At 48.4% G+C, this 26,702-nt stretch carries 24 protein-coding genes; 10 read left to right on the forward strand and 14 right to left on the reverse strand.

Features of this window, described 5'->3' with window-relative positions; all coding sequences use genetic code 11:
* Position 1: 1 nt before the first annotated feature.
* On the forward strand, positions 2 to 1,456 hold the full coding sequence (locus ABW391_RS10790; RefSeq protein ID WP_353481872.1) for a sulfatase family protein: 1,455 nt from the start codon (positions 2 to 4) through the stop codon (positions 1,454 to 1,456).
* 155 nt (positions 1,457 to 1,611) lie between these two features.
* Positions 1,612 to 3,228: a sulfatase family protein gene (locus ABW391_RS10795; protein ID WP_353481873.1), complete on the forward strand. Its 1,617-nt coding sequence runs from the start codon at positions 1,612 to 1,614 to the stop codon at positions 3,226 to 3,228.
* A gap of 40 nt (positions 3,229 to 3,268) precedes the next feature.
* Here the strand turns inward: ABW391_RS10795 and ABW391_RS10800 are convergent, their stop codons facing one another.
* The 8 genes from ABW391_RS10800 to ABW391_RS10835 form a co-directional block, all read right to left on the reverse strand.
* Complete coding sequence (locus tag ABW391_RS10800) at positions 3,269 to 3,715, reverse strand: DUF3592 domain-containing protein (RefSeq protein ID WP_353481874.1); 447 nt, start codon at positions 3,713 to 3,715, stop codon at positions 3,269 to 3,271.
* An 11-nt stretch (positions 3,716 to 3,726) separates the two neighbouring features.
* The gene (locus ABW391_RS10805; RefSeq protein ID WP_353481875.1) at positions 3,727 to 4,347 is read right to left on the reverse strand and encodes a hypothetical protein; all 621 of its coding nucleotides are present in this window, start codon (positions 4,345 to 4,347) and stop codon (positions 3,727 to 3,729) included.
* 162 nt (positions 4,348 to 4,509) lie between these two features.
* Positions 4,510 to 5,679, reverse strand: a complete 1,170-nt coding sequence (locus ABW391_RS10810; protein WP_353481876.1) for an adenylosuccinate synthetase — start codon at positions 5,677 to 5,679, stop codon at positions 4,510 to 4,512.
* 12 nt (positions 5,680 to 5,691) lie between these two features.
* Positions 5,692 to 6,606 (reverse strand): hypothetical protein, encoded by a 915-nt coding sequence (locus tag ABW391_RS10815; protein ID WP_353481877.1) that lies wholly within the window; start codon positions 6,604 to 6,606, stop codon positions 5,692 to 5,694.
* Positions 6,607 to 6,640: 34 nt separating this feature from the next.
* Positions 6,641 to 7,513, reverse strand: a complete 873-nt coding sequence (locus tag ABW391_RS10820) for a hypothetical protein (protein WP_353481878.1) — start codon at positions 7,511 to 7,513, stop codon at positions 6,641 to 6,643.
* Positions 7,514 to 8,001: 488 nt separating this feature from the next.
* Positions 8,002 to 8,904: a YndJ family transporter gene (locus ABW391_RS10825; protein ID WP_353481879.1), complete on the reverse strand. Its 903-nt coding sequence runs from the start codon at positions 8,902 to 8,904 to the stop codon at positions 8,002 to 8,004.
* A 3-nt stretch (positions 8,905 to 8,907) separates the two neighbouring features.
* Complete coding sequence (locus tag ABW391_RS10830; RefSeq protein WP_353481880.1) at positions 8,908 to 9,483, reverse strand: DUF1990 domain-containing protein; 576 nt, start codon at positions 9,481 to 9,483, stop codon at positions 8,908 to 8,910.
* 76 nt (positions 9,484 to 9,559) lie between these two features.
* Positions 9,560 to 10,741 carry an aspartate aminotransferase family protein gene (locus ABW391_RS10835; protein WP_353481881.1) on the reverse strand — a complete coding sequence of 394 codons (1,182 nt, stop codon included), beginning with the start codon at positions 10,739 to 10,741 and terminating at the stop codon, positions 9,560 to 9,562.
* A 258-nt stretch (positions 10,742 to 10,999) separates the two neighbouring features.
* Between ABW391_RS10835 and ABW391_RS10840 the strand changes: the two genes are divergently transcribed.
* A complete protein-coding gene (locus ABW391_RS10840) occupies positions 11,000 to 11,707 on the forward strand; it encodes a glycoside hydrolase family 25 protein (RefSeq protein ID WP_353481882.1) in 708 nt (235 codons plus the stop codon).
* A 22-nt stretch (positions 11,708 to 11,729) separates the two neighbouring features.
* On the opposite strand, the gene ABW391_RS10845 is transcribed toward ABW391_RS10840, so the two are convergent.
* Positions 11,730 to 12,314, reverse strand: a complete 585-nt coding sequence (locus tag ABW391_RS10845; RefSeq protein ID WP_353481883.1) for a Uma2 family endonuclease — start codon at positions 12,312 to 12,314, stop codon at positions 11,730 to 11,732.
* A 123-nt stretch (positions 12,315 to 12,437) separates the two neighbouring features.
* The gene (locus tag ABW391_RS10850) at positions 12,438 to 14,228 is read right to left on the reverse strand and encodes an ABC transporter ATP-binding protein (protein WP_353481884.1); all 1,791 of its coding nucleotides are present in this window, start codon (positions 14,226 to 14,228) and stop codon (positions 12,438 to 12,440) included.
* A 344-nt stretch (positions 14,229 to 14,572) separates the two neighbouring features.
* Here ABW391_RS10850 and groL point away from each other — a divergent pair, with 344 nt between their 5' ends.
* From groL to ABW391_RS10880, 6 genes are all read left to right on the forward strand, one after another.
* A complete protein-coding gene (gene groL / locus ABW391_RS10855) occupies positions 14,573 to 16,213 on the forward strand; it encodes a chaperonin GroEL (protein ID WP_353481885.1) in 1,641 nt (546 codons plus the stop codon).
* Positions 16,214 to 16,560: 347 nt separating this feature from the next.
* Complete coding sequence (locus tag ABW391_RS10860; RefSeq protein ID WP_353481886.1) at positions 16,561 to 17,049, forward strand: (2Fe-2S)-binding protein; 489 nt, start codon at positions 16,561 to 16,563, stop codon at positions 17,047 to 17,049.
* Positions 17,046 to 19,418 (forward strand): xanthine dehydrogenase family protein molybdopterin-binding subunit, encoded by a 2,373-nt coding sequence (locus tag ABW391_RS10865; protein ID WP_353481887.1) that lies wholly within the window; start codon positions 17,046 to 17,048, stop codon positions 19,416 to 19,418. The genes ABW391_RS10860 and ABW391_RS10865 overlap by 4 nt, the downstream gene beginning before the upstream one ends.
* A 5-nt stretch (positions 19,419 to 19,423) precedes the next feature.
* Positions 19,424 to 20,278 carry an FAD binding domain-containing protein gene (locus ABW391_RS10870; RefSeq protein ID WP_353481888.1) on the forward strand — a complete coding sequence of 285 codons (855 nt, stop codon included), beginning with the start codon at positions 19,424 to 19,426 and terminating at the stop codon, positions 20,276 to 20,278.
* Positions 20,279 to 20,436: 158 nt separating this feature from the next.
* Positions 20,437 to 21,066 carry an alpha/beta hydrolase gene (locus tag ABW391_RS10875; protein WP_353481889.1) on the forward strand — a complete coding sequence of 210 codons (630 nt, stop codon included), beginning with the start codon at positions 20,437 to 20,439 and terminating at the stop codon, positions 21,064 to 21,066.
* Between the two features lie 14 nt (positions 21,067 to 21,080).
* Positions 21,081 to 21,392 (forward strand): phosphoribosylpyrophosphate synthetase, encoded by a 312-nt coding sequence (locus ABW391_RS10880; RefSeq protein WP_353481890.1) that lies wholly within the window; start codon positions 21,081 to 21,083, stop codon positions 21,390 to 21,392.
* Positions 21,393 to 21,535: 143 nt separating this feature from the next.
* Here ABW391_RS10880 and ABW391_RS10885 read toward each other — a convergent pair whose 3' ends face one another.
* A complete protein-coding gene (locus ABW391_RS10885) occupies positions 21,536 to 23,809 on the reverse strand; it encodes a DUF5916 domain-containing protein (protein WP_353481891.1) in 2,274 nt (757 codons plus the stop codon).
* A 197-nt stretch (positions 23,810 to 24,006) separates the two neighbouring features.
* Here ABW391_RS10885 and ABW391_RS10890 point away from each other — a divergent pair, with 197 nt between their 5' ends.
* Positions 24,007 to 24,183, forward strand: coding sequence for a hypothetical protein (locus ABW391_RS10890; protein ID WP_353481892.1), 177 nt, complete (start codon positions 24,007 to 24,009; stop codon positions 24,181 to 24,183).
* A 663-nt stretch (positions 24,184 to 24,846) separates the two neighbouring features.
* Here the strand turns inward: ABW391_RS10890 and ABW391_RS10895 are convergent.
* The 3 genes from ABW391_RS10895 to ABW391_RS10905 form a co-directional block, all read right to left on the reverse strand.
* Positions 24,847 to 25,269: a PIN domain-containing protein gene (locus tag ABW391_RS10895; protein WP_353481893.1), complete on the reverse strand. Its 423-nt coding sequence runs from the start codon at positions 25,267 to 25,269 to the stop codon at positions 24,847 to 24,849.
* Complete coding sequence (locus ABW391_RS10900; protein WP_353481894.1) at positions 25,266 to 25,511, reverse strand: hypothetical protein; 246 nt, start codon at positions 25,509 to 25,511, stop codon at positions 25,266 to 25,268. The genes ABW391_RS10895 and ABW391_RS10900 overlap by 4 nt, the downstream gene beginning before the upstream one ends.
* A 918-nt stretch (positions 25,512 to 26,429) precedes the next feature.
* The coding region (locus tag ABW391_RS10905) for a fibrobacter succinogenes major paralogous domain-containing protein (protein WP_502916321.1) at positions 26,430 to 26,702 on the reverse strand (273 nt) is incomplete at its 5' end.

Below are 26,702 nucleotides of genomic sequence, written 5' to 3' on the forward strand. Positions count from 1 at the left end.
AATGAATAAGTTATACTCTATTCTGCTGCTGACATTGTCCCTGTTTGTGGATGGCTGGAAAACGCCCACTGCCAAAGAAAAACTGCCCAACATCGTAGTGATTTTTATGGACGACCTCGGTTACGGCGACCTGAGCTGCTACGGTGCAATGGACTACAAAACGCCCAATCTCGATAAACTCGCTGCGGAAGGCATCCGATTCACCAATTTTCTTTCGGCGCAACCGGTATGTACCGCTTCAAGAACCGGCCTGCTGACGGGTTGCTACCCCAATCGCCTGAGCATGTCCGGGGCTTTGTTTCCCAACAGTAAAGTAGGCATCAACGCCAATGAAACCACTTTGGCCGAATTGCTGAAGCAAAAAAACTACGCCACGGGTATTTTTGGTAAATGGCACCTGGGCGACAACGCAAAATTTTTGCCCCTGCAACACGGTTTTGATGAATACTACGGTATCCCCTTTTCCAACGACATGTGGCCAGTATGGTACGATGGTACGCCAGCAACGCCAGAGCAAAAAGGCAAATTTCAGTTTCCACCGCTGGCCTTGATGGAAGGCAACAACAAAGTGGGTGAACTCAAAACCTTGGCCGATCAAGGCACCTTGACCAAACGCCTCACCGATCGGGCAGTTGGGTTTATTCAAAAAAACAAAAGCCATCCTTTCTTTTTGTACCTCCCTCACCCGATGCCGCACGTACCCATCGAAGCCTCACCCGCTTTCAAGGGCAAAAGCAAACAGGGCTTGTACGGCGATGTGATGATGGAAATGGATTGGTCGGTGGGACAGATTGTGCAGGCACTAAAAGCCAATGGACTGGAAAAAAACACCTTAGTCATTTTTACCAGCGACAACGGACCCTGGTACAATTTTGGCAGCAATGCAGGCTCTAATGGCGGTTTGCGCGAAGGCAAAGGCACTTCGTTTGAAGGGGGATTGCGAGTGCCTTGCATCATGCGCTGGAAAGGGCGCACCCCAGAAGGCGTCATTTGCAACCAGTTGTGTTCCACCATTGATGTGCTGCCCACCATTGCCGATTTGTGTCAGCTCAAATTGCCCGACCACAAAATTGATGGCTTCAGCATGTTGCCCATTCTGAAAGGCAGTACTGAATTTGAGGTACGCAAAAACTTTTATTACTACTACTACCGCAACGACCTGCAAGCGGTGCGCAGCGGCCATTGGAAATTGGTGCTGCCGCACAAAGGCCGCTCCTACCTGCATCAAATGCCCGGCAGTGATGGTTTTCCTGGCGCTGCCCCTGAGGATGTTCTGTTCCCAATGGGCTTATACGACCTGCGCCGCGACCCCGGTGAGGCTTACGATGTACAACAAAAATACCCGGAAGTGGTACAAGAGCTGCTCAAGTTAGCGGAAACTGCCCGCGCTGATCTGGGGGATAATTTGACCAAACGAGAAGGGGCGAATGTGCGGCCAAGTGGGACATTGGAGTAAGGTTTGGGTTAGAGAAGCTTTCGCAAGGAATGAGTAGATACACTGTTCTTTTCACGCAGATGCAGCGCAGATTTCACGCAGATTTTTTCTGCGTGAAATAAAAATATCCAGCAGTATGGAGTGGATGATCCTCTAAAAAACAAAAACAACCACACATGAAAAACACCCTTCTTTGCCTTTGTCTTGCCTTCCTGCTTTGCGCGGCAAAAGACAAACCTGCCAAATCCCCCAAGCGCCCCAACATCGTTTGGATCGTATGTGAAGACATGTCGCCCCACTTGGGTTGTTATGGCGAAAAGGTTGCACAAACCCCCATCCTGGATCAACTCGCCAAAGAAGGTACCCGCTATATCAATGTTTTTTCTACCGCTGGAGTATGCGCACCCAGTCGGGCAGCCATCATTACGGGCTGCTACCAAACGGCAATTGGAGCGCAGCACATGCGCACCCTGGGAGCTGGCCCGGCCAATCGAAGTGCTTATCCTCCGGGGTACCAATCCTACTCAGCGGTAGTCCCGGAAGGCGTGAAGTGCTTTCCCGAATACCTGCGCAAAGCGGGCTATTACTGCACCAACAACAGCAAAGAAGACTACCAGTTTGAAGCACCCCTTACTGCCTGGGACGAAAGCAGCAGCAAAGCACATTGGCGCAACCGCAAAGCCTCCAATCAACCTTTTTTTGCCATTTTCAACCTGATGGTCACCCACGAATCTCAAGTGTGGGTACGCAGCAAACAACCGTTGCTGGTAGACCCCGCCAAGGTGGAGGTACCGCCCTATTATGTTGACAATGCCATTACCCGACAAACCATTGCCCGCTTTTTGAGCAATGTGATGGAAATGGACAAGCAGGCCGGCGATCTCATCCAGCAACTCAAAGACGACGGCTTGTACGACAACACCATCGTGTTTTTTTACAGCGACCATGGAGATGGCATGCCTTTCGTCAAAAGAGAATTGTACGACCGCGGACTAAAAGTGCCACTGATCATCAAAGCCCCATTCCTTCCCAAAGGTGCAACTGATGCGCAATTGATCAGTTTTGTGGATTTAGCACCCAGCGTATTGTCCCTTGCGGGGGTTCCTGTGCCCAAAAGCATGCAGGGAAAAGCTTTTATTGGCGGTCAAAAAGCCAAACAGTTACGGAAGTACATTTTTGCGGCGCGCGATCGCATGGATTCGGAATACGACCGGGTGCGGGCGGTGAGCGATGGCCGCTACAAGTACTTGCGCAATTACATGCCGGAATTGCCGTATTATCAAAATCTTACTTACCGTTTGGACAATCCCATCATGCCCGATTTATTGCGATTGAAGGCGGAAGGCCAGCTCAATGCTACCCAAATGTTGTGGTTCAGGCCATCTAAACCCATTGAGGAGCTTTTTGATACCCAAACCGATCCTTTTGAATTCAACAACCTGGCTGCTGATGCAACCTATGCTGCCAAACTAAAGGAATTGCGCAACGTGCACGAAAACTGGATCAAGCAATACGGCGACCTCAGTGCCATTCCCGAAAAAGAAATGGTAGCCCGATGGTGGAATGGGCAGCCTCATGCACCAATCACAGAAAAACCAATCGTAAAATTGGCCCGGGGCTGGGCTCAGATATCCTGTCCGACCGCCAGCGCGTCCATCGCTTACCGCAAATCAGTAAAAGACAATTGGATGGTGTATGACCACCCGGTACAGGTACCCAAGAATGATTCCTTGTATGTCTGCGCGCAGCGGATTGGGTATGGGAAAAGTGAGGTTTTGAAGTTAAGTTTTTGAGTAGGGCTTAATTCATCAGGTTATTGCCTTTTGGCTTCAATCAATTCACCAAGGGCAATAGATTTCGAATTATAAATGGATAGCTTATCACACAAAAGGCAATACCCCAAATCAGGAAGGTTCGAGGTAGGCTTCCTGCATCTTCGTTTTCCAAATAAACCTCCCGCTTTGACTTATAAAAATAGTACCAAACGGAAACCTTTTGCCCTACCTGATAGGGGCAGGGTGTAACATAGTTGGTGGAATGGTGGCGGTAAGAGCCTGAGCTGGTGTTAAATTCAACTACAGGAGCTTCTCCTTCCCCTTCGGTTTTACTGAACAAGGGCCCAGGATTTTGGCGGATTTCGATTACGGTGCCTTCCGCTTTTATCCCTCTTTTTTTTACCCGTTCGGGCAGTTGGGCACGATCAAACGAGAGGATCAGCAGGTAAGTGCCAACGAGTGCAAGCAGAGGAAGGTATTGGGTGATGGTGTTTAAGAATTCCATTGGGTTTGGACTTATTTTGGTGTTTTTCTGATTTCCTTGATGTTCCCGCTGATCGGTATAATGGCCACTTCTCTTTGTTCTTTCGTCACATAAAATACGTATAGACTGTTTTGGCCAATGATGCGTACTTCCCTAGAACTGTTGTCATTGAATACAAGCGTATGATTCATTTTGAATTCCCCTTGGACAATACGCTCCTTCATCTTGTAGCCATAACCTATTCTAATGCCCAAAAACAAACAAGACAAATATACCATCATGAACAATAAGGTTTGCCTTTGCATCGCTGCAAATTTTGCATCCGCTTTGTCCATATCCTTCATTATTTTTTGGTACCAATTTTGGTCTTTTCCTCTTTTGTGCAAAGCTGGCATTAATTTGAAATAAAACAGATAGGCTAAAAACATGATTACGACAACCGCAATAAAAATCCTAATGTCAATGATCAGCATATTGATTGGAGCCATTAAAATATCAGAGATGCCAGAATAATTTAGGATGTCAACACCAAAAAAGTTGTAAAAAATGACCTCATCAATAATGCCGAGGAAGACCAGGTAAACGTAGCCTAGGGATAAGTACTCTTGCAGGTTGTATTGATATTGGGGTAGTTTGTTGTTGCTCTCTTCCATTTTTATTATTTAAGCGAATGCAAGGGAAAGATAGCTGCAAAATCTGAATCAGCAAACAAGGCCAGGTAATTGCTTTTGAAACTTTTTGATCCGATTGGAGTGGATTGGCGGAGGATGGGTTTCCGGTTATGCAAAATTTATCATGTCAATAAAAAAGAGCATTTATCCCCCTCCAACCATCCCACCCGCATGATCCGCATACGACAACCACAATTGCTGTGGCTGTACCTTCAGCAAAGGCAACAGCGCCTGTGGTGAAGCAAATGCTTGCACGCTTCCGCCTACTGTAGCCATTAAGTCGCCATTCAATTGATCGAGGCAAGTGATCACCAGTTTTTTGGGGGCCGTGCCCGAAAAATTTCGGTCACTGTCCAGGGCATAATTCAATAAATCCACATCAAGTGGGGCCACCCGCAGGTGGCCTTGCCATTCGTTGTAGCAATTGGTTTCACGGGGGTTGGGGGTATAATTCAACTTAAGGCCTTCATTGGATAAAAAACCGATGCCGTGGCGGGACTGGTACGCCCGGGTGATGTAATGCACTTCCGGTTGCGGCAATTGGTAGGTTTGAATCAGCTCCATGGCATTGCGCGAAGTGGTATAAGCCCTGGTAACGTTGGGAAAAAACCCAAAATCGCGATCAAGCAATATGCCCTGGCTGCCTTCAAAAACCAGCGCATCAAAGCCCCGTTGGTTGACGTGAGTTGTCAGGAAAGTTTTTTCTTCCACCATTTCAATCAGCGGCAAAACCTGCTTTACCGCTTCAATAAATGCGTCGAGTGGTTCTTGCAAATCCAGCATCAATAAGGGGTTGTGCACCTTGCGGCGGTAGTACTCGCCAATGGCCAGGAGCTTTTGTTCCAGCACACTGGGGTAAACCAAATCCTGAACATACAAACGGTAAGGCGTCATTTCATTGCGTTCCATCGTAGCTCCAAACCCCATGCCACAACTGCCGTGGGCATTTATTTTTTCGGAGGCGCGGTTGTGGTACACATCGTAAGGCGTGGTGACCTGCGCCAGCGCGTCGAGATAGATAGTCGGGGCAGGGCTTGCCCCTGCCCCAACAAACGCCTGGTATTCCTTCAAAAAATTCTCCGGTGCAAAAGCGCAATACCGACTCCAGTAAGTAGCCGCACTCGCCATGCTTCCCGCGCCGATGCTTGAAAACACGTGCCGTTTTCTTTCCGCATCTACCACGGTATGCCCCGCCTGATGGCCACCCGAAAAGCGAATCACCAGTGGATGATGGGCTTGCCGACAAAGGAAATCGGTGGTTAGACCCTTTCCCTCGTCGCCATAGCCCAGTCCAAGTACTATTTGTGTTTTCATCAGTGGGTTAAATTATAGCCGCACTACCCCGCTGTCGCCGCCAGCTTTGAGTACGTCCGTATTCACCTTCATCAAGGCATTTTTGACCGAATTGGCAGTAGCTGCGTCAAATTCAGCGGCAACTTTGTCCAGATTAGCCCCATTGATCACTGCCACCGTAGAGGCAATCAGTTCAGCCACCGCCATGTGGTTGTCCAGGATCAGCGCCCTTTCGCCGAGGAGTTTTTTCCAGTAGCCAATCACATCCGGGTTGTCTTTGTAGCCGGTTTCGTTGATGTGGATGTGAAATACGTGGTACATGCGTTGGGCTTGTGCCAATACTTGCGCATCGGTGATCGGGTCGGTTTGGGCATAGCCCATCAGGTCTTTGAGCCGATCTGCGGCCACCGAGTCCCAGCTTTTTTCATCACCGATGGTGAACAAGAAACCTTTGCGGCCTCTTATTTCAAAACAATCGATGCTGGTGTGTCTACCTCCTACCAGCCAGGCCAGCAAGTAAGATTCCATGTTTTGGCCACCGCCACCACCTTCGATGTACACTTTCGACAGGCAGTCGTTCAGCTCGTCGGTACCAGATTCAAATTGGCCAATTTGCAGCGGAGCGCGGTCGGTGTGGTGGTCTCCAATGGCCGAAAACATCACCTGCGGATCTTCTACGCCATGTGCCAATAGCGTATCCATCAACGAACCCAGTTTGTGGCGAATCAGCATTTCGGGAATTTGACCCATCGATCCCGTTACGTCCAGGAATACGGCAATGGCCAGAGAGTTGGGGTGGGCGTCGGAATCGCGGCTTTCGCGAAACACGAGTTCTAGGGGATTCATCAGGGGGTTTATGACGCTGCCGAAAATTTCATCAGCAGATTTACTGGAATAACTGGTTTTTAAGTGCGAATAAGCATCGCTAGACCATGAAGTGTAGCCCATTTTGTTTGGTTTTTAAGGATAAAGTTGTTGAATCTTATAAATTTAGTGGAACAAACTTCTTAGGAAAGTGCTTTTCCAGGAGTTTGCGGTACTTGTCGTAGCATTCGTAGGCATCGGTATGTGCGGTAAGTAGAAAGTCGATGTACGATTTTAGGTGTGTTTTTTGCAGCTTCACGCCCATGCCCGAAGGGTCTCCCAGCAAGACAGCGGTAGTGCGTTTGCAGAGTTCAAGATCGGTGATTGGTTGCGCGATTTTGTCCACAAAAAGGGCGTTCGGGTACCAATGCTTGTATTTTGCTGAGATCGTTTTTACCGTTCCTTCGCGAGACGTCAGGTGGTAAAAAGAGCCGATGATGATGCCGTGGGTTTCGGGTACGACAAAGACACTTTCGGGATTGATGCCACCATGCGTCCAGCCTTCTTGTGCCAGCCAAGCCGAAAACTCAAGCAAGCGCGACAAAATCCAGTTGGCGTGGCCTTGGGACAGCGTCAGTCCAGTCAGCGGTGCTGCCCAGTGGCTGAGTTGCAAGGTCAGTGCTTCGCCATCCAGTGACATGGATGCTGGCAAATACCGCTTGAAATGTTGTGCCGCAGGGCTATTCAAACTTTTGAGGTAACCGCAATTGCGGTACGATTGCATCAGTAAAGTTGGGTCGCCTACAAAAGTGATGGTTTGGTTTTGGGCGCGTACCGCTCCTGCATCATCCACAAAACGGTAGCCCTTTTCCCAGCCTTCTTTGAGCCCGTTCAAACGGGCAAATGCACCTGCTGCTCCGGGGATGCTGCAAACATCGGGATGGAGTACCTTCGCAATGTCTGCGTAGTGTTTTCGCCAGTTTGACAGATCCACCACATCCCCCAGGTGAGAAGCGTTGTTGATTTTGTCGATGTATTCTTGCGGAGTCATACACTTGGTTTTGATTCTAAACTAACCTTTGGTGATTCAAATATACATTAGCTTAGTTTAAAAGTCAAACTAAGCTGTGTTTTATTCGATCAAAAAATGGAAAGTCTCGAGTAAGTGGCTTATTTATCCGATATACGCAAGCCTGGGGCAGAAGGTTATCCCTAAAAAATTCGTCTAATCTAAAATATCGACAGCAATGCGGAAAAGGCCTTATTGAAATCCCGATTTTGCGAAAGTGGAGGCAGGTTAAGCGAAAAACTGTTTGAGACCCGACGCAGGCCAAGGCCGATTGGTTCTATTTTAATCATGGCAATAAAGCCCTGTTAGGGGCGAAATATGGGTAGAAAACATCGGGACCGTTGTTTTCTACCCATATCACGCCCCTAGCGGGGCTTCCGATGCACGAAATAATAGAACCAATCGACTCTGCGACGCAGAAGGGGCGAGTTTTTTTCGCGCCGCAGGAGCTTTTGCAAAATCGTTTAAAACTAAAACCGATCGACCCTGCTCCAAACCCACACGCCCAAAATTCCAACCCCAAGCGTATTCACACTCCCATGCAGGGCATACATCCAGGGGATGGACAAAAAAGGCAGTGGGAAATAAGTGCGCCAGCCATACAGTAGCGCCAAAGTCATTCCTAAAAACAGACAGCCAGCAATGCCCAATTGCCCACTGCGTCTTAGCACAGGGCTGTTTTTTTCAAAAGCCAAACAAACGTGCCAGACCGCCAATACGATTCCACCACTGGCCATAATGGTTGCAGCAGCCGTCTCTATCCAGACAGGTGCATCAAATTGGGATAGCGTAATGCCCAAAGCAACCGCAGGAATGCCGCTCACGATGAGCAAACTCAACACTTGAGCAGCCACTCTTGACCTGGCTTTCGACAATACCTGTGCGGCAATCCAAGGCAACAAAAAACCTGCGTAGTGAAAATGAGCTGCGGTCAGTAAAATGATAATTGGACTAAAACCGAGTGGCGTCCAAGACAATCGATCGCTGAATGCGGCAATGGTGCCAACAGGGAAGAACAAATAAGCCGAAAATAGGGCAATCTCGGCGTAATCTCTATTTGACAGCAGAAAATTTTGAAGTGCCTTGCCCAAGGTTAGTATCGAAACCAATAGCCAGGGTAGGCTCAATATTGCAGCCAAAACACCGGGTTGCTGGGTATAAGCAGCCAGCAATGCCCATGCAGCCAGGGCTACCGCGATTTGTTCTCTCTGGCGTTCAACAATCCCGGTGCGCTGCAAAACGATGGGTATCAGCACCATTGCGGCCAGCACAATCAGCAGTTCTACCCAATCCTTTTCCAGGGGATGCAAGATGCCACGGTATACCCAAAAACCAAAGAACCCAATGTTACTCAACAAGTATATGCTTTTCATAGCTTAGGCTTTGGTGCTTACTGCCTCTTGCATGGCAGCAAACGAATCGCGTCGAAACTTGCGCTGATACGCCCTGCCCAGGGGGTAAGCCAGCCAAATGTACCAGCGATTGGGCCTGGAAAAAGCCTGGATACGGTACCACACACTGCCGTCGTCGCGGAGTTCCACCATAAAAATTTCTTCTCCTTTTTCGATGTGCGGAGGCAGAGTACCATACGCAAAGCCAAAACGGGCAGGCTCATCAATGAGGTAAACAATGCGGGAACTGTTGCGCCACCACCAAAGGCCAAACAAGCGAAACAACACCAAGACTTCTTGTCCAACTTCTACTGGAGCATTGCCAGGGTAGATTTGCGTCCAATCCCGTGGAAACATCGCCCAATGCCGCAAGGCTTGCGCCGCTTTTACAAAAATGGCATCACCAAAACCCAGGTGGGTTTCCTCACGGTCGTGTTCGTATCCAGGAGGGAATTGCCGAGCAGAAGCACCCACTTCGGGATAGGCGTATGGACTGGATTTTTGCGCCAGCCAATGTTCATGTAATACTAAATCGGGCGGAATGGTAAACCAAGGATTCATTCTTTCAAAATTTATTGAAAATTATGAAAATTAAACGCCGCATGGCGAACCCTTGTTTTATGAAACCAATAAAAAATCAAAGCGCATCCAATCCGGCCAATATCACCCCACAGGCCCACTCAATTTCCTGCTCAGAAATAATCAGTGGCGGGGCAATCCGCATGGACTCGGCATTAAACAAAAACCAGTCGCTGATTAGTCCTTGTTCCAAACAATAGTGGATGACTTTCATTACCGCATCGAAACTACCCAGATCCACCGCCATCAACAAGCCCGCGCTGCGGACTTCAAGAATTTTGGGGTGTTGCAGCAACTTGTGGAAAAGTGCCTCTTTGGCTTTGACTTCAGCAACGTAAGGGGTATCCAACAGGGTTTGCAAGTTGGCCAGGGCTGCTGCGCAACACACCGGATGCCCCCCAAAGGTAGTGATGTGTCCCAGGATGGGGTTTTCAGACAGTACCTGCATGATCTCCCGCGAAGCAACAAATGCACCCATCGGCATGCCGCCGCCCATGGCTTTGGCCAAAAGCAATACATCGGGCACAATGCCGTACTGTTCAAAAGCAAAGAGGCTTCCAGTGCGCCCAAACCCCACCTGGATTTCATCCAAAATCAGCAAAGCACCAACGGCGGTGCAGCGTTCGCGCAATTTTTGAAGGTAGTTGCCAATGGGTTTTCGCACCCCCCACTCTGCCTGTACGGTTTCGACAATCACCGCCGCCGTATTTTCGGTGATTTGCTCCAAGCACCATGCGCAGTTGAATTCGATGTGCCGAATGCCTGGAAGCAGTGGGTGGTAAGCCTGGGTAAAATCTTTGGGCCACATCAAGCTGGCCGCCCCCTGGGTACTGCCGTGGTAGGCGCGTTTACAAGCTACGATCTCCGCGCGACCCGTATATCGCTTGGCGAGTTTCATGGCGCCTTCGGTGGCTTCGGTACCCGAATTGACAAAATATACCGACTCCAAGGGCGCGGGCAATTGCTCCGCCAAAAGCCTAGCCAATTGTACTTGAGGATCAAGAACATACTCACCATAAACCAGGGTGTGCATGTACCGATCCAATTGCCCCTGAATGGCGGCCAACACGCGCGGATGGCGATGCCCCAAATTGCTGACACTGATGCCCGCAATGAGGTCAAGGTAGGGTTTTCCGGCAGGATCATACAAGTACATGCCTTCAGCGCGATCAATTTCGAGCATCAGCGGATTGGGGCTGGTAGGAGCGAGGTGTTGCAAAAACAGTTGTCGAGGATGCATAAAAACGGGTTTGAGCATAACAAAAGTGCGAAAAAAATGCTTGCCGAGGCCAACCCTTCCATCTATTTTACCGTATAAGATACAGGAGTGGATTTGGCGAGGAAAAACCTTTGCACAATTCAGTTTTGCATTTTTTTCATTTGTTACCAAAAATTTAAAGCACGGAAATGCTTTGCAGAAACAAAATTTTTTCAGTATCATTGAACGCGAACTCAAAAAAGAGATATTTGTGTATGCGTTTGTTAAGATGTTAGTCCCATGAAACAGCTATTGTTACTGGTGTGCATTTTGATTTCCTCCATCTACTTCTACTTCAACGGATCTGCGTCGTGGTCGGGTGAGTACGCTATTCGAGGTATCGATGTTTCTCATTATCAATCAGCTATCGACTGGAAAAAAGTTGCCAATCAGCAGCTTGACTTTGTTTTTGTGAAAGCTACTGAAGGAATTACCCTCAATGATTCCTCTTTTAATAACAACTGGAAAGCCATCAAGGACGAAGGTTTGCGCAGAGGTGCTTACCATTTTTACCGCGCCAATGTTTCTCCTGAACAACAAGCCCTCAATTTTATCCGCAATGTAAAGATGGAAGCGGGCGATTTGCCGCCGGTTTTGGATGTGGAAACCCTGGATGGGGCGGGAAAAATTGAGTTATTGGCGGGAATGGTCACCTGGCTGTACATGGTGGAAATCGCCTATGGGGTCAAACCGGTCATTTATTCCAATCAAAAATTCTACAACACTTACTTATCGGGGCAATTTGAAGATTATCCGCTTTGGATTGCCCGTTACCACAACGCATTGCAACCCAATTTGGCCGATGGCCGCAAATGGAATTTTTGGCAGCGCCGCGATACCGGAAAACTCGACGGCATCGAAGGGGATGTAGACATGAACGTGTTTCAGGGCACCCACAAAGAACTGGAATCAATGTGTATGCCTACTGCTTTAGAAAGTAGACCTTAAAAAGATTTCTAAGTTAGCTTGATTAGCCAAATAATACTTCGGCATTAATCACCAGATCAGGCAGCGCTGGTGCAGCACTGCATACGGTTTGGCCTCTACAAATCGTCACCGATTCAGGTGAAGTATACACATACACTTGTTTGGATTCGGGAAAAATGTGCCATACCACTTGCACTCCCGCCAGGAAATATTCGTCCAGTTTACTGTTGATTTTATTGGCGTTGTCGGAAGGAGAAATGACTTCAGCAACCCAAGGGGCAATTTGATTTTCGCCTTGCTTCATCAAACGACGTTGCTCACCCGTATAAAAAGAAATGTCTGGCCGACGCAGCTGATTGGGCGTTGTAAGCATATCCGTTTCAGTAATTAATCCGCCTCCAGTTTTTGACGCTTCTGTTTTTTGAAAATACGCCATTAAAAGAAAATAAATTTCAGCTTGCTGTTGGTTCATTCCTTGATATTTTTCAACGATGCCATCGTTCCATTCGTATTTGTATCCATCTTCCTGGTCAGCATACTCCTTCAGAAAGCGCGCTTTCGATACCTTGCGTGGTTGACGCAGTGGAGCTTTAGGCTTTGGTTCGTTTGTTGCTATGCTCGTAGACATTTTGCTGTTTTTTACAAAAATAAGGATTTGTGGGGAATAATGCTTTGGTGATTTCGTCGGGGTGGCCCTACGTGGACACCCTTCGGGCGGCCAATTTAGCGGGGCAACCACAAAGGGTTGCCGCTACAGGACAACTTGTTCCTGGTGCTTCCACATTTCCTGGAATGGGGCACTGTTTTCACGAAGGTATTCAAACGTACCTTCGTCTACCACCCGGCCATTTTCCATGACGTATACGTAGTCGAAATGCACAAGCAAGTGCAGGCGGTGCAAGGCCGATACGATGGCTTTATCAGAAAAATCCTGAAACATGCGCTCATAAATCAGCAATTCCGTTTTGGGGTCAACGCTACTGGTGGGTTCGTCCAGGAGGATGATGTCGCTGTCTTTGGCCGCCAATACCCCTCTTGCGAGTGCCAGGCGCTGTTTTTGACCTCCAGATAGGTTCACTCCTTTTTCGCGAATGCTGGAGAGCAGTCCGGAAGGCAACTGCTCTACTACTTCGGAGAAATGCGCCGTTTCGCACACCCTCATTACCTCTTCATTGCTGAAAGGCAGGCCCAGGGTGATGTTGTATTCTATCGTATTTTCAAAAATCTCAGGTTCTTGAGGAAAAAGCGTGATGTAATCGGACAAAACGTCCAGTTTGTCATACGACTTGCTGTCAGCTTCTAGTCTTAGGCCGGATTTGGGTGGATACAGTCCCCGCATCAAGGCTAGAAGGGTACTTTTTCCGCTCCCGCTCTCCCCAATCAGGGCAATGCGTTTGCCGCGTTCGATCTGGATGCTCAGGTCGTGAAGGCCGGGTCGGTATTGGCCTTCGGCGGGTGTGCCATCCACTTCGTGTACATAGTTGAGGTTGCTGAGTCGGATGGTTTTCCAGTGAGCAGGCAGGTTTTCTGTAGGTTCGGGGAGGTGCTGCTGGTCGTAAGCTTCGAAGATGTTTTTGGCCGTTTGTACATCGGTGTGGTGATTGACAATTTCGTTGTACTGCCAGGCGATGTCGTGAAACACGCTGGTAAACCGTTGCACGTACCCCGTTAATGTAACCAGCCCTCCAATCAAAAAAAGTTGCCCAGGAACGTAATTCTGGTAAATGTAACCCAACATGATGGTGCAATAAATCAGCACTACGATGCTGTCGACCACAAACCATTTGAGTTCATTGACCACGATTTTTTTCTTGAATGGCGGAAAAATGTCTGCCACTTTTTGCAAAAGGCCACTCTCCATGCGTTTTTCCAGGCGTAGTGTGATTACGGTAATGATATTGGAGAGGCTATCAAAGAGGGTAGCAGATACGATGTGTTCTTTTTCGTTGGTCTCTTTCTGGTGCCGAATGTAGGGTTTGTCAAACACAAATATGATGTATAAGGCTACCACTCCCATCAAAATCGCAATTGATCCAAAAATTGGAGAAAAATAAAGCATGGCTGCAAAAGAAAAAGCAAACTTGGCAAAGGCATGAATGTACATGTGTCCGTTTTGGAAAAACTCTTTTAACGCCTCGTAAGCTTTGCGTACGCGGTTGATGGTCGATCCGCTGTGGTTGTCCTGGTGCCATTTCACGGGCAAACGCAGGACTTTGTGGTACATTTCCTGTAAAAAATTTCGACTCAGGTTGAAGGCCAGCGTTTGCTCCATGATCCTGGCAAAACCGTGGAATCCCCAATCGCTGAAGTGCAGAATCAGGTATGCGCCGACGTACAACCAGGTAGAATACAACACATCGGTACCTTTTTGTTGCAGCTCATTGACCAGCCAGCCCCAGATAATGGGTGTTCCTGCATTGATGATGTTGCTAGCCGCAAACATGCCGTAAATTACCGCGTACCGGCTGCGCTCCTGCTTGGCGTATTTCCAGGCAGTGATCATTAAAGAAACATAGGGGTTGCTGGCAATTGAGCTGAACATGGCAGGAATGGTTTCGCGGAAACAAAATTAGATACCTTAGTCTGACGCAAAAAATTACTTCCCGATTTTTTGAGAGGCTTTTGAATAGGAAGCTCACTTGAAATGAACCATTCGACTTCCTATTCAAAACCCAAAATCGGGAAGTTAATTTTTCTGCGTTACTTACGCCCAAAGAACCATCCCTCATCCGAAAAAGTTTCCACTCCCGCTGTCATTGTGGCTGACAAATTGGCATCTTACCCTATTTCAGGTAGCCTTGGCACAACCTTTGACCTGTAGGAGCTGAACGTAACCGTTCTTTCCAAAATTTATCTTTTCCAGATTAATAAAAAACCAAAACCAACATGGCAGTAAAGGAAATTACCCTCAGCAATGCCGCTCAGGAAAAAATCAAACGCGGCATCGACAAACTCGCCAATGCCGTTAAAGTAACCTTGGGGCCAAAAGGTCGCAATGTAGTCATTGAGAAAAAATTTGGCGCTCCTCAAGTAACCAAAGACGGGGTTACCGTAGCCAAAGAAATTGAACTGGAAGACCCCATTGAAAACATGGGCGCTCAAATACTCAAAGAAGTTGCCTCCAAAACGGCCAGCTTGGCAGGCGATGGTACCACTACCGCTACGGTATTGGCACAAGCCCTGATCACCGCTGGTTTGAAAAGCGTTACTTCTGGGGCCAACCCAATGGATCTGAAGCGAGGCATTGACAAAGCAGTTAAAGCTGCCGTAGCTAACCTCAAAGAGCAGGCAGAACAAGTAGGCGACGACTACAGCAAAATCAAGCAGGTTGCCTCCATCTCGGCCAACAACGACGAAGAAATCGGTGAATTGATTGCCAACGCCATGAAGCGCGTAAGCAAAGACGGCGTCATCACCATCGAAGAAGCCAAAGGTACCGAAACCTTTGTGAAGGAAGTTAGTGGGATGCAATTTGACCGGGGTTACCTTTCTCCTTACTTCGTAACCGATCCGGAGCACATGGTTGCGGAATACGACAACCCTTTCATCCTGATCCATGACAAGAAAATTTCTAACGTAAAAGACATCCTGCCCATTCTGGAGAAAACCTCTCAAATGGGGCGTCCTTTGGTGATCATCGCCGAAGATGTAGACGGATCTGCATTGAGCACCCTGGTGGTCAACCGCTTGCGTTCAGTACTGAATGTTGTAGCCGTAAAAGCTCCTGGATTCGGTGATCGCCGCAAAGCCATGCTGGAAGACATTGCCATCCTGACCGGAGGTACCGTAGTCAGCGATGAACAAGGCTACATGCTGGAGAATACCGACGTAACCATGTTGGGCCAGGCGGAAAGAGTGACCATCGACAAGGACAATACCACCATCGTCAACGGCAAAGGCGAAGAAGATGGGGTAAAAGGCCGGGTGGCGCAAATCCGCTCTCAGATCGAGATCACCACTTCTGATTACGACCGCGAAAAACTACAAGAGCGCTTGGCCAAATTGGCGGGCGGGGTAGCCGTTTTGCACGTAGGTGCCTCCACAGAAACAGAAATGAAAGAAAAGAAAGACCGCGTTGATGATGCCCTGCACGCAACCCGCGCTGCCGTAGAAGAAGGCATCGTAGCTGGCGGCGGGGTAGCCCTGGTACGCGCCATCAAAGCGATAGCCAATGTAAAAGGCATCAACGAGGATGAAAACATCGGCATCGACATCGTACGCAAAGCGCTGGAATCACCTCTGCGCACCATTGCCGAAAATGCTGGCGTAGAAGGCTCGGTAGTACTGCAAAAGGTACTCAACGGCAAAAACAGCTTTGGCTACAATGCCCGTACAAATGTATACGAAGACCTGATGGCAGCAGGCGTGATCGACCCTACCAAAGTAACCCGGGTAGCTCTCGAAAATGCCGCTTCCATCTCTGGAATGGTATTGACTACCGAAGCCACCATCAGCGACAGACCGGAAAAGAAAAGCGCGGGCGGTGCAGGTGGACACCACCACCACCATGATGATTACGGGATGTAATTCCGTACAAATAGGAATAGAAAGAGTCGATTTGGGGTTAGAGCCTGAGTCGGCTCTTTTTATTTTAGCACTAGCTTAAATACATCCGATGCGTCTCCAAAAACCAATGCAGCATTAAACTGATCAACCTAGATCAACCTAAAAATCATCCCACCTTTTTTATTATCTTAGACCCATTCTAAATAATTCCCAAAAATTCCGTTTTCCTTGCTATTGCCAAAAAAATTTACTTGATTTGGCAGCTCAACGAAATTAAATTCTTTCTTCCATTTTCTGCGGGAGATAAATTGCAATTGCCTTGACGCGCTTGTGTTTCAGAATAGGAAAGTTTCAAATTATCATAACCTATGTCACTAAAGATTTCAGTAACCATTAACGGAAAGCAATACACCAGCCAGGTCGAGCCTCGGCAATTGTTGGTGTATTACCTTCGAGAGGCACTCAGCCTCACTGGCGCACACGTCGGGTGCGATACCAGCAGCTGTGGAGCTTGCACCGTACTCATAGATGGCCAGGCAGTAAAGTCCTGCACCACCTTGGCAGTACAAGCCGATGGCACCAATGTAACCACAGTTGAAGGCTTGGCCAAAAACGGCACTTTACACCCCATTCAGGAAGGATTCCGCCAGGAGCACGGCCTGCAATGTGGCTTTTGCACCCCCGGCATGATCATGTCTGCCGCCGATCTTTTACAAAACAATCCTGATCCATCCGAATCGGAAATTCGCCACGCGCTGGAGGGCAACTTCTGCCGTTGTACGGGTTACCACAACATCGTCCGGTCAATTCAGTGGGCAGCTAAAAAATTACAAGAAACCAACGCAGCAGTACTATGACATACATCGGTCAATCCGTAAAGCGCGTTGAAGACAAGCGCTTTACCACAGGCAAAGGCAAATACACCGACGACATCAAACTCGTTGGCATGACCCATGCCTTCATCGTGCGCAGCCCTTATGCCCACGCCAAAATTTTGAGCATCGATATCGATGCCGCCTTGGCTCATCCAGGGGTAGTTGCCATCTTTACGGGCAAAGACATTGCAGCCGCAGGCATCAATGGCGTGCCCGCTGGCTGGCAAGTCAACTTCAAGGACGGCACCACCATGAAAGAGCCGCCCCACCCACTGTTGGTCGCAGACCGGGTGAAGCACGTAGGGGATGGCATTGCGGTAGTGATTGCCGAAGATGCCGCCACCGCACAGGATGCTGCCGAACTCGTGGAGATCGAATACGAAGTGCTGCCTTGCGTCACCAATCCTGCTGAAGCCATCAAGCCCGGCGCGCCACAAGTACACGACTCAGCACCTAACAACATGTGCTTTGACTGGGAATTGGGCAACCCCAAGGCGGAGGTAGATGCAGCCATTGCTGCTTCGCACCACGTTACCCGCCTGGATTTCATCAACCAGCGCATGGCACCTAATGCCATTGAGCCACGCTCGGCGATTGGGTACTACGACGATTCCAAAGACAAATACACGCTGTACACCACCTCACAAAACCCGCACCTTACCCGTTTGTTGATGTGTGCGTTTGTATTGGGCATTCCTGAACACAAAGTGCAGGTAGTTGCGCCAGACGTAGGTGGTGGTTTTGGTAGTAAAATTTTCCATTACATCGAAGAGGCACTGGTGACCTGGGCATCCAAGCAAATTGGTCGTCCCATCAAGTGGACATCAGGCCGCAACGAAGCCTTCTTAACCGATGCGCATGGCCGCGATCACGTGACCACTGCGGAAATGGGTTTTGACAAAGATGGCAACATCACCGCCTTGCGAGTCAACACCGTGGCCAACCTGGGTGCTTACATCTCTACTTTTGCGCCAGCGGTACCCACTTATTTGCACGGTACGCTGTTGCAAGGCTTGTATACCACGCCCAAAATCCACATCGACGTTGTTGCTGCTTTTACCCACACCAATGCCGTAGATGCCTACCGTGGTGCGGGTCGCCCGGAAGCAACGTTTTTGCTGGAGCGCCTGATTGACACTGCTGCCCTGGAATTGGGGATCGATCCCGCCGAGCTGCGTTACAAAAACTTCATTCCTGCCTTTGACGGCGTAACGCAACCGGGTTACCAAACCCAGGTCGCGCTGCAATACGACAGCGGCAACTACGAGCCGGTTTTGGCCCGTGGCCTCGAAATGGTCGGTTACGAGCAGTTCCGCCAAGAGCAAGCAGAAGCCCGCAAAAATGGCAAATTGCTCGGCATCGGGTTCTCTACGTACATCGAAGCTTGTGGCATTGCGCCGTCGGCAGTAGTAGGCGCGCTGGGTGCTCGGGCTGGTCTGTACGAATCGGCTCAAGTGCGCGTACAACCTACGGGCAAAGTGAGCGTCTTCACGGGTTCACACTCTCATGGCCAGGGTCACGAAACCACCTTTGCACAGGTTGTTGCCGACCGTTTGGGCATTGCGATGGAAGACATCGATATTGTACACGGCGATTCCGATTCGGTTGCCTTCGGGATGGGTACTTACGGCTCGCGCTCCCTGGCAGTAGGCGGTAGCGCCATTGTGAAGAGCATCGATAAGGTGCTGGAAAAAGGGGCGAAAATTGCTGCCCACAAGCTCGAAGCTGCCGAGGAAGACCTCGAATACGCTGGTGGCAAATGGACGGTAAAAGGTACGGATAAGAGCATCGGTTTTGGGGATATTGCCCTCACGGCATATGTGCCACACGATTACCCTGCGGGACTGGAGCCAGGACTGGACTTCTCCAGTTTTTATGACCCCACCAACTTTACTTACCCATTTGGCTGCCACATCGCCATTGTGGAAGTGGATGCAGAAACCGGCAAGGTAAGTCTGAAGCGCTTTATTGCGGTGGATGACGTGGGCAACGTGATCAATCCGATGATCGTAGATGGGCAAATCCACGGTGGTTTGGCACAAGGCATCGGTCAGGCATTGCTCGAAGGTGTCGTATATGATGATGAAGGCCAATTGGTCACGGGTTCGTACATGGATTACGCCATGCCACGCGCCGATGATTTACCTTCTTTTGAAATTGACCGCACCGTTACACCTTGCCCTCACAACCCTCTGGGCGTGAAAGGAGCTGGTGAAGCAGGCTGTATTGGTTCTACCCCAGCCGTGGTCAATGCCGTAATGGACGCTTTGGCGCCATTCGGGGTCATCAAAAACCTGGAAATGCCCCTGACGCCTCAGCGGGTATGGCGGGCAATGCATCAAAAAAATTAAAAACCATGATTCCTGCAAATTTCGAATACCACCGCGCCGGATCAGTTGATGAAGCATTGAGCCTGTTGGCACAACACGATGGCAACGCCAAAGTGTTGTCTGGAGGCCATAGCTTGATCCCCGCGCTCAAATTGCGTTTAAATCAGCCCGCAGCACTTGTCGATATTGCGCGCATTGCTGATTTGCGTTATATCCGTTTGGACGGCCAACACATCGCCATCGGCGCAGCCAGCACCCACAAGGACATTGCCACTTCGGCGCTGCTGGCGGAGCACATCAGCATGATGCCACAAGCCGCGGTAATGATCGGCGACCCACAGGTACGCAACGTAGGTACCATTGGGGGCAGCATTGCCCATGCCGATCCTGCGGCAGACTGGCCAGGGGTACTGCTTGCTGCTGATGCACAAATAGTATTGCGCAGTGCCGGAGGCACGCGTACTTTGGCGGCACAGGATTTCTTCTTGGGCTTTTTCACCACTGCCTTGCAGGAGGGTGAAATTTTGACCGAAATCCGCGTTCCCGTCCCAGCTGCTGGTACAAAATCGACTTACCAGAAGTTTCCCCAACCAGCTTCTCGTTTTGCCATTGTTGGTTGTGCCGCTATGGCTACTTTGAGTGGAGGTACTTTCACCCACGTACGGGTTGCCTTCAACGGTGTAGCGGATGGTTGCTTTCGGGATGCAAATGTGGAAAAGGCCATAGAAGGTCAGGCTGCTACCGCAGAAAACATTGCTGCTGCTGCTGCCCATGCAGCCCAAGGCGTGTCTATCCTAAGCGACCATTATGCTGCCGAGGATTACCGCCAGCATTTGGCGCAGGTGTATGCCAAGCGGGCGTTAAGTGCTCTAGCAGGATAATTGAAAATCTTTATTGCCAATATTGGACGGCGGCGGGGTGTACTCGTCGCCGTTTTTTTGTGCTAGATTTTTTCTCAGACACATTTCATTTCCTCTAAATCTTTTTCCCCGACAAAGCTGTTGATAATTACGCAAATGCGAATAAAATCAAGCGATCAATGTCATCCCATACTTTTACCCTGATTGAGGCTGGAGCACCCCTGGCGCAAGCGAAACGCGCCATTTTGCTGTTTCATGGCCGGGGCGGTTCTGCTGCCGATATTTTAAACCTCGGTGAAACACTTGCCCCAGAGGGCACTTATCTGGCCGCTTTGCAAGCCACCAACCATACCTGGTATCCGTACAGTTTTATGGCACCCGCAGCAGACAACCAGCCCTGGCTCGATTCCGCCTTGGCCAATGCCCGGCAACTGTTTGAACAAACCGAAAAAGTCCTGCCTGCGGCACAGATTTACCTCGCAGGTTTTTCACAAGGTGCTTGCCTCACGTTAGAAACCACTGCCCGACTGGCGCGTCCTTTTGGCGGAGCCTTGGCTTTTACCGGCGGATTGATTGGCGAACATCTTGATTTGAGCCATTACAATGGCCATTTTGCGGGGATGCGGGTATTCATGAGCAATGGGGACCGTGATCCGCACGTGCCCTTGAGCCGCAGTGAAGAAAGCAAACAAGTATTGGAACAAATGGGCGCGGTGGTCAACCTGGCCGTGTATCCAGGTCGACCACATACCATCATGCAACAAGAATTGGCTTTGGTGCAAGAATTCATTTTTCAAACACAACCTTAACTCCTATACCCATTATGGAAAATTACAGCACCTTAATCGAAGCCCTGAATGGCTTGAAAACACAGGGTTATTCAGAGGATTTTAACCTCAAAGAGAGCTTTCTGGAATGTGGCGCGGTGGAACATCCCATTTTGCACGATGAATTCAGCATAGATCAGGTCTACCGCTTTGAGTCGAATTCGTCTGATCCAGATGAAGAAAGTGTTTTATACGCCATTTCTTCCGATAAGTATGGACTTAAAGGCACTTTGCTCAGCTCTTTTGGTATTTATGCCGATACGGTCACGGAAGAGCTGATTGCCAAGCTGAAGAATTTTTCCAATTAAGTTTTTTGGTGGGGCAGCTTCGCTGCTTTTTTTTCACCACCTTAGGCACTTAAGACACCTAAGGCACACCTAAGAAGCTGAATTGAAACGCATTGGCTCAGGTGGCGCTTAGGGACGAGGTGGTGAAAAAGAAAAGCTTCCTCCTATAAATTCAGCCAATACGTCACCTTCAGCACCAGCGCGCGGTTTTTTACATTGGGGTTTTGGAAAAACTGATCGGTGAAATAATTGTCGGAATACACCAAAAACAAATCCGAAACCGGACGGAAGCGCCACTGCAAGCGACTGTTGAGGTTGACGTTGTTGGCCTGGGTGTTGTACTGCAAGAAAGTGCTAAAAAACAAGCTGCGGCTAAAAGACAACTCCGTCCGGGGTCCAACCAGCCAAAAACTGGCGCTATTGTAAGGGGCGGGCAAATGGATGTCGTTGTAGGCGTAGGTCATGGCAAACACCCCATAAGGTTGCCAACGGTACACAAATTCACCATTGAGTCGGAAAATATTGCCGTTGAAATACTGCCCCGTACCCACATTGAGGGTGTAGGAAAATGGCTTGCGAAAATCCGAGATGTAGCTCAATTTGGTAGCATGGTAGGTGTACCCTGAGCCTTCAGGCAGTACTTCGCCCCCGGAGTTGGTCGGATCAAAAGCAAAATACAGGTACGTATAATCCTGACTCACTTGAAATTCCAGCGATGAGTTGCCCGGAAATTCCATAAAATACGAAAGTTGGTGGCTGCGGTCGGCCAGGTTGTAGCCAGGCACATTGTAGGTGATCGTATTTTGGAAGTTGAATCCGGTTGTATTGACCTTCTTGGCCCAGGCCGCTTTTTTGGGGAAAATATTGAGTTTAGTGATGTTGAATACCGAAAACTGCCCTGCCCGGGGTACAAAACCCACGTCGGCCCGGTAGTCGCTCCCTACGTACTGCATACCCGAAAGGACATTCCATTTGCGGGTAAAAAGCCCCATAAACGCTGCCGCAGATTGGGCATCCTTGTTGCGTTGATTGCCACTGAACGAGCGGTGGTAATAAAACTCTCCTTCCCATTTGTTGTCTTTGGAAAACAGGTTGTATTCCAGTCCCGCCACCCGGTTGTAAGCCCCAGCATTGTGGTGGATCTCGTCCTTATCGTTGACACTAAAATTTTCTTTGTTGACAAAAATACCACTGAAAGCCGAGCGGGTGAACATCTTGCGCTGGATCACCGCCGAGGTGTAGTTGGCTGGCCCCAGATTGAGGTCGCGTACCCGCCCGGTTTGCATGTTGAGCAGCCCTATGCGCCAGTTTTTGTCTAGTTTGCCACTCAAGCGCATCCCTGCTTTGATCGGTACGTTGAGGTTGCGGGTTACCGAAACGGTGTCGCCCTCGGTGGTCACCCTTCGAATGGTACCGTTGGCGAGTCCTACCCTGCGGCTGAAAAATGGGCGGCTATCCGGGAAGCCAAAGCGGCCAAACAAGTCTTCATTTTCCAGAAAGAACTGCCGTCGTTCTGGAAAAAACAATTCAAAGCGGCTGAGGTTGGTGATCTGTCGATCCACGTCTACTTGCGAAAAATCGGGATTCAAAGTCAAATCGAGATTGAGCGATGGCGTGATGGCAATTTTGGCATCCCCGCCAATATTGGCTTTGGTTTCGCTGGGCAATTTGAACTCAAAATCCTTTTCGGTTCGGGCAATGGCGTACGGTATGATCGATACATTCGCTCCGGGTTGCGGTGGAGCGTCCTCCCAAACCATGAATCCGGTATAAGCCATATGCAGCGGGCGAAAGGCGCGGGGCACGGGCACCCAGGTAGAAGCTTCATTTTGTTTGAGTCCAAAACGGATAAAATTCATGCGCCAAACGTTTTGTCCAGCTACCAATTTATAACGCAAGGTTTTGAAAGGAATGGCCATTTCCACTACCCAATGGTCGGTGTGGTTGCTGATCTCGGAGTACCATTTGTTGTCCCAATCGGGCGACATGTTGGTGCCGTTGTCGATCATCCCTTCCCGCTGCACATTGAAAGGCGTGACCGCAAAATGAAAGCCATTGAGCTTGTCATTGAAAGGATCGATGTTGATGGAAAATACATCACTGACCCCGCTCACGAAATCCCGTTTCAGAGAAGTGGTGATGTAATCTGCTTGATTTTGGTACAATACCGCCCCGATGTACAGAAAGTTTTGGTCAAAAGTGATGCGCACTTCCGATTTCAAAACCGAAAAAGCCGTATCAAAAGGGAAATTTTGGAAAAAATCTTTGGCCACTTGGGCGTTTTGCCAGGCGGGTTCATCCATCGTGCCGTCCAGGCGCATGGGTTCAGCAGATTTGCGGATGCGAAGCTGGTATTTTTCAGAAAGCTCGGGCGCTTGCGCGTAAGCACTAAGCGCAGCCAAAAGGCAAAGCCCGCTCAGCAGGCAGGTGATTTTCATACCAATTAAAGGTTAGGGCGGTATTTAATGGCGCAAATTTCAGGAATATTATGGTGGAAACCAAATCCAGGTTTATACTTCCAGGTAACCCCGGTTTTTCAAAAACGAAAATTTGGGGTGGTCATTTTGCTGCAAAAGTGCCTTGATTTGAGCAGTCCAACACACTACTTTTATTGCAAAATCCAAATAGAATATTTATGACACTTACCAAATTTAAAACCCGTGTAGAATTTGCACAGGAGTTGGGCATGTCTACTAAAACACTGCTGCGCAAATTAAAAGCCGCAAATTACGCGCTACAACCTGGCTTGATTTCGCCGGAGCATCAACTGGCAGTACTCAGGTTGTTTGGGTGTATTTATGGTTCTCCGTAAATATAAGGGACGCAAAGTTTAAAATCAGGGTTTGATTTGATGAACTTTGCGGCATCTCTGCTTTACTCCTCTACTGGCATTTTGCCTATCTCGAAATAGGTGCTAAAAACAAAAACTGTTTGCGCCACAGCTGTATGGTTAATTCCTTCGAATTCGAAGGGATTAAAATTGAGGTTTTGAATTGCGCCGTCAAAACTGCGACAGCTTGTCGCAGTTTCAGGGTGGAAATACCATGTAAAGTCTTAGAAACACAAAACTGCTACGCTCCGTAGCAGTTTTGCCCTCTCTGTAAGCACCTGAATCACATCGGACTTATGGTGACTTCAATCCAATTCTGGGTCGTGAGAGAAACGCAATTTGCTACCGACTCATTTTTAAACGCATCGAATTCGAAGGGTTTAAAATCTGGATAGTTTGGGAACGATAAAGAAAGGAAACCAGAAAATCGGGCAGCATTTTGAAATTCAGGCTCCAACCGCGGAGCGGTTCAATTCAGAATAGCCCCGGTCGTCCGGGGAGTTGAAGGATTTAGGCGGGTTCCACAACCACGGCAGTGGTTGAACACGGTCGCCAGGGGGGACAATCGCGGTAGGCCATCAGCACTACTTCTTGCCCAAGACATAGCCCCACCCCTGATTCTGCTTAGCTAACCAACGTAAAACCCTACACAAATCGCGCGGGGTCAGACAAGGTCCAGTCCTCTACCTCCAGACCTTCATAAACTACAAAATGCTTGGTATTATTAGTCACCAACACAAGGTTATAAACCATTGCTGTTGCTGCAATTAACACATCAAAATGATCATGCATGGGTGTTCCGGCTTTGTTGAGGCGGACTTTTTCGGATGCGAATACATCGAGTACTTTGGAGATAGGTAAGACGGTAACCGTTTCAGTCAACAAATTGATCAGTGCATGATTTTTTGCTGGGTCTGCGCTACTTTCGGCCCCAATTTTTAGTTCAGCTAAAGTTATCTCTGAAACAGAACAATTTTGAAGCCCAATCAAAGCAATCTTCTCGCGAATCTGGAATTTCTGCCTGAACAAAAAGATAACAATATTGGTATCGAGAAGGTATTTATTCATAGCGTCTCAATACTCCGGTTAAACACTCTTGCTTCTTCAATTTCTGCAATAATTTGCTCGGCAGTACGATCATCTATCCATGCCCCAGCCAAGGCATTCAGCTTATTCAATTTTTCTCGTTCATCTTGTTCAGATGCCGCATCGCGCTCTACTTTTTTTACCTCGATATAGTTCAAGGTCTTTAAAAAAAGCAGCAAGGTTGAAAGGTGTGCATTGTCTACATCTAAAGTAATACGTGTCATTTTTCGGCATTGATTTCAACAAATTTAATCCATTTAGCAGAATAGCGCAATTTTAATTTAACCTGAGTTATGGGATTATAGCTCCAATGCATCTATCATCTTGTAACCCTCGACTTTAGTCGGGGGCTCAAGGCCACCCACCTACTCACATCTAACATCACTCCAGCGGCTCACATCAGGAAATGGTATAGATGCAAGCCTCTGGAAGGATGTTAGATGTTAAGGGTGGGGCGCTTGGGTCCATCCGTTGAAACTGGCGGCTACAAGATGTTGGATGCGGTTGGTGCTAATCCACTATTCCATTTTTTTCAATTCAGCAGACACTTTCTACTGAATTCAAGTAGTGATTTGTAAATCAGATAGTTGGCTGAGTGGGAGGGTGGAAATAAAAAGAATTTAAGAAAAGGGGAAGGGGTGATTGCAATTGGTCAACGACCTGTTGACCAATTGCAATTTGGTGAAAAGATAAAACCGTTTACAGTATTTAAGATTGGAACTCGAAAAACCTTTCAGGTCGGGGAAACACAACAACAAGTCATAGGAACACAAAAATGCTACAGCTTGTAGCAGTTTTGCCATGGAGGCATGATCGCTCACTAAAGAATTGGAAATAATGCTGATGAATGCTTTGAAAAGCATTTACGGAGATTATAGCTCCAATACATCTATCATCTTGTAACCCCCGCCTTTAGTCGGGGGCTCAAGGCCACCCACCTACTCACATCTAACATCACTCCAGAGGCTCACATCAGGAAATGGTATAGATACAAGCCTCTGGAAGGATGTTAGATGTGAAGGGTGGGTACGCTTGGATCCACCCGTTGAAACGGGCGGTTACAAGATGTTAGATGTGCTTGGAGCGATAATTCACCGAACTCATGTTAACGAAGAAAATAAGGCTATTTTATTAAAATCTCCTCACTCATCCCAAATACATCTACATGAAAAATGAAATGATTTACCACCCCGCTTTCTATATACAGAAGTTCCATTTTTCCACAATTCATAAAACCATGCGCTATTTGTTCCACTTTCAGTACTAGTCCAAAATCTTCCGTAATTCCCTAGTCCAGAAAAAACTCCTGCTAAATCTTTAAATCCACCTATCATTATATTAAAATCTTTGAATTCTCCATTAGCAAAATTATTATATGATTTTTTTGGATCACCAATTGGAGTAGGAGATATTAT

The sequence above is a fragment of the Haliscomenobacter sp. genome (assembly GCF_040403615.1).
GTDB lineage: Bacteria > Bacteroidota > Bacteroidia > Chitinophagales > Saprospiraceae > Haliscomenobacter.